The following is a 13,272-nucleotide window of genomic DNA, read 5'->3' as shown; positions in this document are numbered from 1 at the left end:
GCGCGAGCCGGCACACCATCGATTGCCGACCATGATCAGGGAGCACGTCAATGTGGTACTGGCTGTTCAAATTCGTCATCGTGGGGCCCCTGCTCATTGCCCTGGGTCGGCCCACGATCGAGGGTGCGGAGAACATTCCGACGCACGGCCCGGTGATCCTGGCCAGCAACCACAAAGCGGTTCTCGATTCGTTCTATCTTCCGCTCAAGACCCCGCGGCGCATCACCTTCCTCGCCAAGAGTGAGTACTTCACCGGCTCGGGTCTCAAGGGTGCGTTCCAGAAGTGGTTCTTCACCGCGGTGGGTCAGGTGCCCATCGACCGCACCGGAGCCGACGCGGCGCAGGACGCACTGAACGCCGGTGCCCGCGTGATCGAAGCCGGCAAGGTGCTCGGTATCTACCCCGAAGGCACCCGGTCGCCCGACGGCCGGCTCTACAAGGGCAAGACCGGAATGGCGCGCCTGGCATTGCAGACCGGCGTTCAGGTGGTGCCGGTCGCCATGATCGGCACCGAGAAGATGAACCCGATCGGTTCGCGCGTCTGGCGTCCGGCAAAGGTCACCATTCGCGTCGGCAAGCCCATCGACTTCTCCCGGTTCGAGGGAATGGCAGGCAACCGATTCGTCGAGCGCGCCGTCACCGACGAGGTGATGTACGACCTGATGCTGCTCTCGGGTCAGGAGTACGTCGACGTGTACGCGGCCTCGCTGAAGAAGGTTGCGACATCCGAAGATTCGGCTCCGTCCGCGCGCCGTATCCCCGACTCGAAGGCCAGCTGACGACGGCGGTCAGTGAACCGCGGTGTCGCTTTCCTTCGGGGTGACCCGAGGCGAGAGTTTCACGGCCGCGACGGCGACCACAGAGGCCAGCGCCCACCACACGTAGGCGGATGCGGCGAACTGATCGACCAACGGCCAGTCGAGTCCACTCCATCGACCTTCACCGAGTTTCCAGTGCGGTGCGTACACCATGATCGCCAGTCCGACGGCAACCAGAGCGAGTAGCAGTGCGCTTCGACGGCGGTATCCGACGGCGGCCAGCACCATCGCGAACGGTATTGCCCACACCCAGTGGTGTGACCAGGAGACCGGCGAGACCAACAGGCCGAACATCGCGTTCACGGTCAGCGCCAGGGCGATCTCACCGGCGGCGAATGCTTTGCGCATCGCGATTCCCGCAACGAGCAGTACCCCTACCGACAGTGCGATCCACAGAATGGAACGGGGGAGCTCGTCCATTCCGAGGCGGGCCAGTACACCTGTGATGGACTGATTCGCCGGGTACGCCGGGCCGCCGATCCGATCGGAATCGATGATCGTCTCGGTCCAGTACTTCACGGAGTCCGACCACGTGAGCGCGAACCCGATCGCCGTGAACACCGCGAAGCTCAATGCCGATACCACTGCAGCGCGAAAGTCCTTGCGCAGCAAGAAGAACAAGACGAAAACTGCGGGAGTGAGTTTGACGGCCGCGACCAGACCGATCAGCACACCTCGAGGCCACGGAGTCTTCTTCGGCAAGCAGTCGAGCGCGACGAACATCATCAGAACGATGTTGATCTGCCCGTAGTTCAACGTGGACGTGACCGGCTCCAGTACGAGGACGGACACCGCGAACACCGCGCCAGCACCCCACCACACGAGCGTGCGAGGGCGAACCCCCAACGAGATCAGCGTGAGCACAACGGTCGCCAGCAACGCGAGCATGGACAACGACGTCACCGTCATCGACGCGGCGTACAGCGAGACCTTCGAGAGCGGGCTGAACAGAGCGGCAGCAATCGGGGGATACGTGAACGGCAACGTGGTACCGGTCGCGATGGGAGGAAGCTGGCCGTACAGATCCCCGCCCCGAGCGAACACCTCTCCGCCGAGCCGGTAGACGTCGAGATCCAGTCGATAATGCTCACCCAACGTTCGCAGCCCGGGAAACCCGTTGAGATGGAAGAGCACACCGACCGCCGCCGCGACGACAACGACGACCCTGCTCGACGCCACCGCCCAACGCGGCCACCGGCGTCGCGTCGGGCCGGCAGGCTCCGACGCTTCGGCGACCGGACGGTTGGTGTCGGACGAAGTCACAACGTTCCCTTTCAGGGCTTGTTCGGCTCGGTTCTGCGGTGTGTGGGGGACGTGCCGGGGCACGCGCTAGGGTGAGCCGCGTGCGCTACTTCTACGACACAGAGTTCATCGAGGATGGTCGCACAATCGAGTTGGTCTCGATCGGTGTGGTGTCGGAGGACGGTCGCGAGTTCTATGCGGTGTCCTCCGAGTTCGACCCCGAGCGGGCGGGCCGGTGGGTCCGGCGCAACGTCTTACCCAAGCTGCCACCGTACTCGTCGCCGTTGTGGATGAGCCGATCCCGAATTCGCGACGAACTGCTCGAATTTCTCGTTCCGCACTACGGTGCCGAGGTCGAATTGTGGGCATGGGTGGCGGCGTACGACCACGTGGCGCTCTGCCAGCTGTGGGGATCGATGACCGAGTTGCCGCGTTCCCTGCCTCGATTCACCCGTGAGCTCCGTCAGCACTGGGAGGATCGCGGCAGTCCCGAGCTTCCCTCTGTGCCCGACGACGCCCACGATGCCCTGGCCGACGCGCGCCACAATCTGGCCAAGTTCCAGGCGATCGAGGAGTACTCGTACCGCGGTTGAACACCCGTTGTCCTGCGGTGACGGCGGTACGAATATCCTGTAGCGGTGAACTGGACTGTCGACGTACCCATCGATCGCTTGCCCGACCTGCCGCCGCTGTCTCCGACACTGCGCACTCGATTGGACGACGCGTTGGCCAAGCCGGCTGCGCAGCAGCCGCAGTGGGATCCCGAGCAGGCCGGCGAGATGCGCAAGGTGCTCGAGAGCGTTCCGCCGATCACCGTCGCAGGTGAGGTCGAGGCGCTGTCGGACAAGCTCGCTGCCGTCGCCCGCGGCGAGGCGTTCCTGCTTCAGGGTGGCGACTGCGCCGAGACGTTCGTCGACAACACCGAACCGCACATCAAGGGCAACATTCGCACGCTGCTGCAGATGGCCGTCGTACTCACGTACGGGGCGAGCATGCCGGTGGTCAAGGTCGCGCGCATCGCCGGCCAGTACGCCAAGCCTCGCTCGTCGAACATCGATGCGCTCGGCCTGCAGTCCTACCGCGGCGACATGATCAACTCGCTGGTTGCCGACGAGAGCGTGCGCGGCCACGATCCGTCACGACTGGTGCGCGCTTACGCCAACGCGAGTGCGGCCATGAACCTGGTTCGGGCACTGACCGGAGCCGGGATGGCCGACCTGCACAAGGTGCACGACTGGAACCGTGAATTCGTCGCGCAGTCACCCGCCGGAGCCCGCTACGAGGCGCTGGCCGGGGAGATCGACCGCGGCCTGCGGTTCATGGATGCCTGTGGTGTCTCCGACCCCAATCTGCACACCGCCCAGATCTTCGCGAGCCACGAAGCACTCGTACTCGACTACGAGCGCGCGATGCTGCGGCTCGACAACACCGACGATCACCCCAAGCTCTACGATCTGTCGGCTCACTTCCTGTGGATCGGCGACCGCACTCGCCAGCTCGACGGCGCGCACATCGCGCTCGCCGAACTGATCTCGAACCCGATCGGGCTCAAGATCGGACCCACCACGACCCCCGAGATGGCCGTCGAATACGTCGAGCGCCTCGACCCGACCAACAAGCCGGGCCGCCTGACGCTGATTTCGCGCATGGGCAACGGCAAGGTTCGCGACATCTTGCCCGCCATCATCGAGAAGGTGCAGGCCACCGGACACCAGGTGATCTGGCAGTGCGACCCGATGCACGGCAACACGCACGAGGCGTCCACCGGATACAAGACACGGCATTTCGACCGCATCGTCGACGAGGTGCAGGGCTTCTTCGAGGTGCACAACGGCCTCGGCACCCATCCGGGCGGAATCCACGTCGAACTGACCGGTGACGACGTCACCGAATGCCTCGGCGGAGCCCAGGACATCTCCGATCTCGACCTCGCCGGGCGCTACGAAACTGCCTGCGACCCGAGACTGAACACTCAGCAGAGCATCGAGCTGGCATTCCTCGTCGCCGAGATGCTCCGCGGCTGATCGCCGGCACCGCCCTGGCAGGTTCAGGGCAGGGAGACGACCATGACCTCGGAGTCCGGTTCCACCCGTGAACCGGCTCCGGGGCTCTGGGAGATGACCAACGAGCCGTCCGTGTCGACCACCTGACGAACATCGATCGTCAGTCCCAGCGAATCCAGAGTCGTGCGTGCGGATCCCACCGAACGTCCGAGCAGCGACGGCACGGTGACCGCGGTCGACACGTCGAGGACGGCGGTGGTACCGGACTTGACGGTCTGGCCGGCCTTCGGATTCGTGCCGATCGCTTTTCCGCCGTCGGTGTCCTCGTCGAACGTTTCGCGGATCTCGTCGACGGTGATGCCGACCGATTCGAGAGTCGTCCGTGCCTGATCGACGCTCTGTCCGCGGACGTCGGGAACCTGCACCGGCGGTGCACCTTTGCTGCGCAGCACGGTGACTGCGGCACCGGTGTTCAACACCGTTCCCGGCGGGGGATCGAGCGCAGCGACGCCGCCGATCGGTGCGGTGGTGCTGAATGCCTCGCCGCCGTCGACCGGGGTGAAGGTTCTATCGCGCAATTGCTGCTGCATGTCTTCGACGGAGGCGTCGGAGTCGATGGAGGGGACGGTCGGGCTGCCCAGTGAGACGAGCAGGAACACGGTGTCGCCCTTGGCGATTCGGGAACCACCGACGGGGTCGGTGCCGATGAGCAGATCGGTCGAGACGGTGTCGGAGTACGTTCCCCGAACCGTCGCTTCCAAGCCCGACGCTTCGATCGCGCTCGTGGCACCGGTGGTGTCGAGACCGTCGACCATCGGAACTGCGGTGTATCGGCCCGAGCCCATCCACCAGCCGCCGAAACCGACCAACACTGCCAGCAGTGCAACGACCACCAACCAGACGACGATGGCCCGCCGGGACCGTTGGCGATCGGCGGCGAAATCGGGAAATTCGTAGTGTCGCCGGCCCAGGGGTGCCGCCGGCTGCGGGTCGTCCGGTTGCGGTTCGTACTCGATTTCGCGGGATGTCGGTGACGTGACCACTCGGGTGTGGTGCACGCCGTCGGGCGGCGGTACCGGGGGAGCGCTCTGCACCACCTGGGTGCGGGTGGGCGGCTGTCGATCGCCGGCGACTGTCGTCGGTGCGCCCGCAGCCGCCGAGCTCAGGTGCTGTGCCGAACGCTGGGGAGCGGGCACCCGGTACGCGGGAAGCGCCAGCGCCGACGCGGCGGTGCGCAGCGCGCGGGCCATGTCGTCGGCGTTGCGGTATCGGTGTTCCGGGTCGCGGACGGTGGCGTGTTGGACCACGTCGTCGAACTGTGGTGGCACGCCTGCGATGAGGGTCGACGGGAGCGGAACGTCGTTGTCGATGCGCTGGTAGGCGATGGACAGGGATGTGTCGCCGGTGAACGGGGTGCGTCCGGTGAGCAGCTCGAACAGTACGATTCCGACGCCGTAGACGTCGCTGCTCGCGGATGCGGAGCCGGTGGTGACCTGTTCGGGGGACAGATACGCGGCCGTGCCCAGAATCACACTGCTCGAGGTGACGGTGGATGCGGCGACGGCTCGGACCAGCCCGAAGTCGGCGATCTTGACGTCTCCGTCGTCGCTGATCAGGATGTTCTCCGGTTTGATGTCTCGGTGCACCAGACCGGCGCGGTGTGCGACGGCGAGAGCTTCGAGCACGGGGCGAACCACGGCGACTGCGGCGTGCGGCGGCATGGGCCCGCGCTCCCGCAGCAGCTCGCGCAGCGTTCCGCCCTCGACGAGCTCCATGACCAGGAATGCGTGATCGCCGTCCCGCCCGTGGTCGTACACGGCCACCAGGCCGGGGTGGCTCAGCCTGGCCACCGCGCGTGCCTCGAACTCGAATCGCTGAACGAACTGCGGGTCCTCGGCGAACTTCGGATCCATGATCTTCACCGCGACAGGTCGGTCGAGCCTGGTGTCGAGTCCGCGGTAGACCGTCGACATTCCGCCCCGTGCGATCGGTGCGTCTATTCGATATCGACGATCGAGCATCGAACCCGGTATCACCGAACCTCCCCTCGTCGTCCTCGATGTGTCCGCTCGAAATCCGGACGCCTGACGACGATGGTATCGGCGCCGTGGGAGCTCACCGACGATCGTGGTTCGTGTCTTCGGTCTCCGTGGCGGGCCGCGTCACTTTTGAAGTCTGGACGCCGGACCCGTTAACGTTACCCGCGTGAGTGCCATTCCCTACGCCGACGACGTGCTCGATCCGTCGGTTTCTCTGCTGCAGTTCGCCGACGTCGCCAAGATCCTGGACGTCCCCAAGACGCGCGTCGAGCAGCTCGTGCGGGATCGTCAGCTGTTGGCTCTCAAGCGTTCCCGCGTCCCCGGCGTGCCCGAGCAGTTCTTCGACACGACCAAGGGCGAAATCGTCAAGGGTCTGCCCGGCCTGCTGGCGGTGCTGCACGACGGCGGCTACGAGGACGAAGAAATTCTGCGGTGGTTGTTCGCCGAGGACGACAGTCTGCCCGGCACCCCGGTCGCAGCGTTGCACGGTGACCTGATGCGCGAAGTGATCAGACGCGCTCAGGCAATGGCCTTCTAGCAGCTGGAACAGCGGTCGTCAGCGGACCGTGGCGCGCTTCCAGCCGGTGACGGCGAACTGCGGTAGCGCGACGCGTGCGCGCGTCCACTGCGGCACGGTCGCGCGCTGGGAGAGCACCCGGTAGCCCTGCGCCTCGACCTCGTCGAGAATGCGGCCGTACAGAATGGACGCCGTTCGCATGGACGGACGCACTCGCGGATCCAACATGTCGATCCCGGCGTCCGACGTCCGGTAGATCGACCGGGTGACGGCGATCGAGTGGGCGAGGGCGCGGGTGACTCTGGCATCGACCGAGCCGGTGGTACGACACCACCGCAGCAGATCCTCGTCGACCCCGAAGGCCGCCAGTTCGTCGGTCGGGAGATAGATGCGGTCGCGGTCGAGGTCCTCACCCATGTCGCGGATGAAGTTGGTCAGCTGGAACGCCTCGCCCAACGCCGCAGCCGAGGGCTCGGCCTCGGCCCGCGGAACCACCGTTCCGAGGATCGGCAACATCTGCAGTCCGATGACTGCGGCCGATCCGTACATGTACTCGTTCAACTGCTCCATCGTTCGGTACCGCGAGACGAACATCGCGCTGCCCGGGATGTCCATGCGCATCGAATGCATGAACGCGAAAAAGTAATCGTGGGGAATCTCGTACCGAGCGACCGTGTCGCACAATGCGCTCAACACCTGATCGGATGTGCTGTCGGACAGAGGTTTTCCGGCCAAGGCGTCGCGCACCCGGGATTCGATGATGTCGAGTTCGACGATTCTGCGGGCGTTCAGTTCGTCCGAACCGACCGCGATGTCGGTGCCCTCGAGGTCGACGATGTCGTCGACCATCCGAGCGAAACCGTACAGAGCGTGCACGGCTGCGCGCTTGTCGACGGGCAACAGTCTGGTTGCCAGAAAATAGGTCTTGCCGTGCTGGGCGTTCAGTTCGCGGCAGATGCGATACGCCTCGTGCAGAGCAGGATCGATGTCGGTCAGTTCTCTCGATACGCGGGCACTCATGGCGCGGGACCTCACGGTGTGGCGTCGTCTTCGGTGGAGACGGGCGCGGTCTTGGGGGCGTTGGGTACGGCACGGTGTTCCCGGGAGCGGTCCGATCGCAAACGCAACGGGTCGACTCGGGTCAGCGCCAGCGCGGCAACGACTGCAGCGAAAACTGCGAGGGCCACGTGCACGAACGTGTACAGGCCGATGGATCCGTCGGGTTGGAACACCAGCATCAGCCAGGTCGACAGGCCGGTGAGAACCATCAGAGTTCGGCGGGACAACGCAAAGCCGGCCGCGATCGCCAACGGCCACGAGTAGTACCAGGGCAGCGCGGCGGGGGAGAGAACGACAGTGGCGACAAGAGCGATCAGGATGCCCTTGACAGCGTCCCGCTCGGATCGGCGGCCCAACCACCACGCCCCGGCCAGGATGACCACCAAGGCGATCGCGCACAGCAACCGGGTGACGTCGAGAACCGGTCCGAGACGCAGATCGAGGAACCACGAGGTGCTGACGGTCACCAGATGCGCGAGGATCGTCGGCAGCGACAGCCAGTTGATGATCTTCGCCGAGCCGGACAACGCCGTGAGCCAGCCGATGCCGACTCCGGCGATCACGGACGCGACGGCGAACACCGCGACGAAAACGGACGCTCCGATGCCCGCGGTCTTCGTGAACGCCAGAATCGGTGCAGGCGGTGTGCGGCCTTCCTCGCGCGCCTTGTCGCGGAGGTGCAGCATCCAGATCCACACCAGGAACGGCAGAGCGAGACCGGCAGTTGCCTTGATGGCCACAGCGATCGCCACCAGCGCGATGCCGGCCACGTGGCGACGCTCGAGCGCGAGCACGATGCCCGCGGTCATCAGGCCGACCATGAGCAACTCGTTGTGCACTCCGCCGATGAGGTGGATCAGCACCAGGGGATTGAGCACGGCGAGCCACACCGCCGTCGTGGCGCGCCCGCCCAGATGGGTGGCCAGTCGCGGGACGGCCCACATCATGAGAGCGAGCCCGGGGAGCATGGTCAGGCGAAGCAGCATGGTTCCGGCGATCACATTGTCACCGGTCAGGCTCGTGATGCCGCGACCGAGGAGTAGGAACAGTGGCCCGTACGGGGCAGTGGTCGTGGTCCACACGTTGCTGACGTTGTCGAGCAGGATTCCCGGATTGGCCACGGGCCCAACGGCATACGGGTCGAAGCCGTCCCGTAGCAACGCACCTTGAGCGAGGTACGAGTAAGCGTCGCGGCTGAACATCGGCACCGACAGCAGCAGCGGTGCCGTCCATGCGGGCACGATCCACCGGAGCTCGCCCACCGTGGTGCGGCCGTGCAGCGTGGCTCGGCCGAGCCTGACCCAGGCGGTGATCATCAACAACACACCGGCCCAGACGATGACGGTCGACAGCACGAAGCCGTGGCCGAATCGCAGCCACGACAGATGCATCTCTTCGAGCAGAGGGTCACGACGGCGCACGCTGCCCGCGCCGAATCCACCGAACATGATGCAGACCGCACCGAGAACCCCGAGGATCGCTGCTTTGCCCTCGGGGCTTCGCAGGAAGTTTCCGGTGGTCGTCAGTCTCGACGGATGCCGCGCAGGCATGGGTGCAGACCCGTCCGACGAGCGCCCTTCGGAGGTGGAGTGCGACGAAACCGAAGACATTGCCGCCTGCTCCTCCTCTGCTGCTGCGAGTCGTGTGTGTCGAGATGTGGCTCCGCGCCGACGCGTTCTCGCTGTCGGCCGAAGGATCATGGTCGCAGCAAAGATCGCGACCGGCAAACGATCGCGCTCAGCTTAGTTGGTCGACGCAGTCGATCGGACGAACCTACCGCCCTTGCGGCCCTGTCACCCGTTCTGCCGCCAGTTTGCCTGAGACCAAGACGGTCGGCACGCCCACACCCGGAGTGGTTCCGGAGCCGGCGAGAACCACGTTGTCGAGGCCGGCGACCATGTTCTTTCTCCGGAACGGCCCGGTCTGCCGGAAGACGTGCGCGGACGAGAACGGCGAGCCCGACAACATGCCTTTGTCCGCCCACGTCTGCGGTGTGTCGATGTGATCGAGCACGAAAGCGTCGGCGAGTCCGGTGTATCCGCGGCCCTCCAGCGTCGCCAGAATCTCTCGGAGGTACGGCTGAGCCAGTTCGGCCCAGGCGAGGGGAGCGCTGTCGAGGTTGGGGCACGGGGCAAGGATCGAGACCGGCTCGCTGCGGACCCCGTCGCGCACGACCTCGAGGCCCGAATCGCTCACCGACGGCCGCGTGATCAGCAGTGACGGATCGGCCATCAGAGATCCTTTGCCGGAGCGGGCGGTGATCCGGCGGAAGGTCTCGGCCCATTCGTCGCCGAAGTCGATGGTGTGGTGCGCCCGCGCAGGCCACGACGCCGTGAGTTCGACCGGAACCGTTCCGTGGGCCACGACGGCGGACGGCGACACGACGCCGTACCCGTTGCGCCTGCCTTTCTTCGACACCGAGGCGCGATCGAGCAGGCGATCGACGACGGGCAAGTCGGCGGTGAGAATCAATGCGTCGCAAGCGATTCGACGTCCATCGGCAGTGAGGACGGCATCGGCACGGCCGCGGTCGACGGTGATGTCGACGATGTCGGTGCCCAGTTCGAGCGTGCCGCCCGCCGTCACGAACGCGTCGGCCATGGCCCGCCCGATAGCCGCCATGCCTCCCTCGGGGAAGAACACCCCGAGGGAGGTGTCCATGTGTGCGATCGCACCGTAGACGGCCAGCGCCTTCTGCGGCGCCATGCCGGCGTAGAGGGCCTGGAACGTGAACACTCGGCGCAGACGGGTGTCCTTCAGGAAACGATCGACCCGTGGCCCGAGGCGACCGAAGCCGCCCAGCTTGGTCAGCGTTGCGGTATCGGTGATCGCGGCCTTGGATCCCACGAGGTCCAGCGGCGAATCGAAGTTCGAGTCGATGAAGCGGTCGAATTCGGCATCGAAGATGTCGGCGAGCCAGCGCCGGAGATCGCGGTAGCCCTGCGCCTCGGCCGTACCGCAGGTCCGCTCGACCTCGGCGGCCATTGCCTCCGGGTCCGAGTAGACGTCGATGGACGTGCCGTCGGCGTACCGCGTGTGGTACGACGGCGACAGGGACGTCAGCCGAATCGGCGGCGTCGTGGACTCGAAGTCGGCACCCACGGCGGCCAACGCTTCGAGCACCAGGTTCGGCATCGTGAGTACGCTCGCACCGTTGTCGATGTCGTAGAGATGCGTTCCGTCGGAGTCGGTCACCGGATACACCCCCACGCGGCCGCCCACGGTGTCGTCGCGCTCGACGATCGTGACCTTCTTGCCTGCGCCCAGCAGGTGGAGCCCCGCGGCCAGGCCGGCCAATCCAGCTCCCACGACGACGACCGAGTCGGTGCGGCCGGGAACGGTTCGGATCGTAGACATGACGCTCTCTTTCAGTACTGCCGTTGGATGGCGGCGGTGGCCATGGCACGAAGGTGTTCGGCGGCGATCGGATCGATGGAACTGTCGTCCAGCGCGGCAACGGCCCGGGTGCCCAGTTCGTCGATCTGCCGTTCGACGGCGTCGACGGCGCCCAGTTCGGTGAGTATCGATCGGATGTCGGCGACCTCGCTCTCGCTGAGCTCGGTACCGAGACTGGCTCGAATCTTCGCCGCGTGATCGGGACGGCTCGCATCCGCTTGCTGCAAGGCGACGGCGATGAGCACCGTGCGCTTGCCCTCGGTGATGTCGTCACCCGACGGTTTGCCGGTGATCTCCGGGTCGCCGAACACGCCGAGCAGGTCGTCGCGCAGCTGGAAGGCAATGCCGATGTCGGCCCCGAAGCTGCGGTACGCCGCAGTCAGCGGTTCGCCGGCCCCGGCAAGAACGGCCCCGAGGTGCAGCGGGCGTTCGACTGTGTAGGCGGCGGTCTTGTACCGGTTGACGCGCATGGCTGCCGCGACGCTCTCGTCGGTCCCGGCTTCGGCCTCGATGTCGAGGAGTTGACCGCCGAGCACCTCGGTACGCATCGCGGACCACACCGGCTGCGCCCGCCGCGCCGCGTCCGTGTCGATACCCGACTCGCGCAGCATGTCGTCGGCCCAGCACAGCGCCAGGTCGCCGACGAGAACGGCAGCGGAGACACCGAAGTGATCTGCCGAGCCCGACCACCCCGCATCGCGATGTCGCTGAGCGAAGCCGACATGCACGGTCGGAAAGCCTCGGCGGGTGCGGGACGAGTCGATGATGTCGTCGTGGATCAATGCGCAGGCCTGGATCAACTCGAGTGCCGAGCACGCACGCAGTACTGCGTCGGCGCGGTCCCCGGTGGGCTCACCGCCCGCGCCGAGCCACGCGGTCCACGCGAAGGCTGGGCGCATGCGCTTGCCGCCGCGTAGTACGAACGCCTCGAGGTCGGCCACTGCGGCCGGGTAGCCACCGCCGACGCTGTCGACGACCGCACGACGCGAGGCGAAGAACTCCGCGAGCTTCGCATCGACGGAATCCCGTAGCGACGTCGCATTCACGGACACAGAGTTGGTGGGCGCGGACAGGTCTCCGGACAGGACGATCCTCCAAGGTCTTCGTGGGAAAGACGCGTTACAGTCCCACAGTAATAGGCACCCGAACCCGGCACCGACGAGCAGCGAACTACGCCGTCGGGGGATGCCCAGCGGGCCGGCGGCGCAGCGCAACCTATGATCTTCGGGTGAGCGAAGATTCCGTCAGGGGGCGGTCGAGCCGAGGATTCGTGACGAGGACGCCGTCGATCGTCGACCGATTGCGGACCGAACCCGAAGCGAGGATCCCGTTCTCGGTGGAGTTCTCGCCCCCGCGCGACGAGGCTGCCGAGGCCAGGTTGTGGCGAGCAGTGCGAGAGTTCGAGCAACTCCAGCCCGCGTTCGTGTCGATGACGTACGGCGCAGGTGGTTCCACCCGCGATCGAACGGTGCGCGTCACCGGTCAGATCGCCGAGGAGACGACTCTGCTGCCAGTGGCGCATCTCACTGCCGTGTCGCACAGTGTCGCCGAGTTGCGCTCGATGGTCGGGTCGTACGCCGACCGCGGCATCACCAACATCCTCGTTCTTCGCGGTGACCCCCCGGGCGATCCACTCGGCGAGTGGGAGAAGCATCCCGAGGGAGTCGAGTACGCGGAAGAGCTGGTTCGCATGGTCCGCGAACTGGGCGACTTTCACGTCGGAGTGGCGTCGTTCCCGGAAGGCCATCACCGCGCCGACGATCTCGAGCAGGACACCAGGTGCCTCGTCGGGAAGCTGCGTGCGGGAGCGGAGTATTCGATCACGCAGATGTTCTTCGACGTGGACGACTACCTGCGGCTGCGTGATCGCGTCAGCGCATACGACCCCGAGCAGGGTGCCAAGCCGATCATCCCCGAGATCATGCCCATCACCTCGCTGCGTTCGGTGCGCCGGATGCTCGAGCTCTCGGGCACGACATTGCCGTCGCATCTGGACGAGAAGTTCACTCGCGCAGCAGGATCCGGAGCCGAGGAAGACAAGGCCGCGGTTCGAGAGGTGGGTATCGAGCTCGCCACGAACATCGGCGAGCGGCTCATCGCGGAAGGTGCGCCCGGGCTGCACTTCATCACGTTGAATTTCGCGCGCGCGACACGTGAGGTCCTGAGCAACCTGGGGCTGGCAGCCGCGCGCGTCTGAC

The 13,272-nt window shown here is 66.0% G+C and carries 11 protein-coding genes; 5 read left to right on the top strand and 6 right to left on the bottom strand.

Annotation, left to right across the window (positions count from 1 at the left end; all coding sequences use genetic code 11):
- The first annotated feature begins 50 nt into the window (after positions 1-50).
- Positions 51-779 (top strand): lysophospholipid acyltransferase family protein, encoded by a 729-nt coding sequence (locus tag K414_RS0118915; RefSeq protein WP_027497366.1) that lies wholly within the window; start codon positions 51-53, stop codon positions 777-779.
- A 9-nt stretch (positions 780-788) separates the two neighbouring features.
- Here the strand turns inward: K414_RS0118915 and K414_RS27380 are convergent, their stop codons facing one another.
- Positions 789-1,997 carry a glycosyltransferase 87 family protein gene (locus K414_RS27380; protein WP_237606529.1) on the bottom strand — a complete coding sequence of 403 codons (1,209 nt, stop codon included), beginning with the start codon at positions 1,995-1,997 and terminating at the stop codon, positions 789-791.
- A 164-nt stretch (positions 1,998-2,161) separates the two neighbouring features.
- Here K414_RS27380 and K414_RS0118905 point away from each other — a divergent pair, with 164 nt between their 5' ends.
- Both K414_RS0118905 and K414_RS0118900 read left to right on the top strand, forming a co-directional pair.
- Positions 2,162-2,653 carry a polyadenylate-specific 3'-exoribonuclease AS gene (locus K414_RS0118905; RefSeq protein ID WP_027497365.1) on the top strand — a complete coding sequence of 164 codons (492 nt, stop codon included), beginning with the start codon at positions 2,162-2,164 and terminating at the stop codon, positions 2,651-2,653.
- Positions 2,654-2,698: 45 nt separating this feature from the next.
- Complete coding sequence (locus K414_RS0118900) at positions 2,699-4,084, top strand: 3-deoxy-7-phosphoheptulonate synthase class II (protein WP_027497364.1); 1,386 nt, start codon at positions 2,699-2,701, stop codon at positions 4,082-4,084.
- Positions 4,085-4,107: 23 nt separating this feature from the next.
- On the opposite strand, the gene pknB is transcribed toward K414_RS0118900, so the two are convergent.
- The gene (gene pknB / locus K414_RS0118895; protein ID WP_051365393.1) at positions 4,108-6,084 is read right to left on the bottom strand and encodes a Stk1 family PASTA domain-containing Ser/Thr kinase; all 1,977 of its coding nucleotides are present in this window, start codon (positions 6,082-6,084) and stop codon (positions 4,108-4,110) included.
- A 184-nt stretch (positions 6,085-6,268) separates the two neighbouring features.
- Between pknB and K414_RS0118890 the strand changes: the two genes are divergently transcribed.
- Complete coding sequence (locus K414_RS0118890; RefSeq protein WP_027497362.1) at positions 6,269-6,640, top strand: Rv2175c family DNA-binding protein; 372 nt, start codon at positions 6,269-6,271, stop codon at positions 6,638-6,640.
- A gap of 18 nt (positions 6,641-6,658) precedes the next feature.
- Here K414_RS0118890 and K414_RS0118885 read toward each other — a convergent pair whose 3' ends face one another.
- The 4 genes from K414_RS0118885 to K414_RS0118870 all read right to left on the bottom strand — a co-directional run bounded on the left by K414_RS0118885 (position 6,659) and on the right by K414_RS0118870 (position 12,120).
- The gene (locus K414_RS0118885) at positions 6,659-7,639 is read right to left on the bottom strand and encodes a phytoene/squalene synthase family protein (protein ID WP_032368109.1); all 981 of its coding nucleotides are present in this window, start codon (positions 7,637-7,639) and stop codon (positions 6,659-6,661) included.
- An 11-nt stretch (positions 7,640-7,650) separates the two neighbouring features.
- Positions 7,651-9,228, bottom strand: a complete 1,578-nt coding sequence (locus K414_RS27375) for an alpha-(1->6)-mannopyranosyltransferase A (RefSeq protein WP_051365167.1) — start codon at positions 9,226-9,228, stop codon at positions 7,651-7,653.
- A gap of 223 nt (positions 9,229-9,451) precedes the next feature.
- Positions 9,452-11,035 (bottom strand): phytoene desaturase family protein, encoded by a 1,584-nt coding sequence (crtI, locus tag K414_RS0118875; protein WP_176456728.1) that lies wholly within the window; start codon positions 11,033-11,035, stop codon positions 9,452-9,454.
- An 11-nt stretch (positions 11,036-11,046) separates the two neighbouring features.
- On the bottom strand, positions 11,047-12,120 hold the full coding sequence (locus tag K414_RS0118870) for a polyprenyl synthetase family protein (protein WP_228139229.1): 1,074 nt from the start codon (positions 12,118-12,120) through the stop codon (positions 11,047-11,049).
- A gap of 224 nt (positions 12,121-12,344) precedes the next feature.
- Between K414_RS0118870 and metF the strand changes: the two genes are divergently transcribed.
- On the top strand, positions 12,345-13,271 hold the full coding sequence (gene metF / locus K414_RS0118865) for a methylenetetrahydrofolate reductase [NAD(P)H] (RefSeq protein ID WP_032368108.1): 927 nt from the start codon (positions 12,345-12,347) through the stop codon (positions 13,269-13,271).
- Position 13,272 lies beyond the last annotated feature (1 nt).

The sequence above is a fragment of the Rhodococcus sp. JG-3 genome (genome assembly GCF_000482405.1).
GTDB lineage: Bacteria > Actinomycetota > Actinomycetes > Mycobacteriales > Mycobacteriaceae > Rhodococcoides > Rhodococcoides fascians.
Note: the sequence above shows the minus strand (reverse complement) of the source record. Positions and strands in the feature narration are given on the sequence as shown.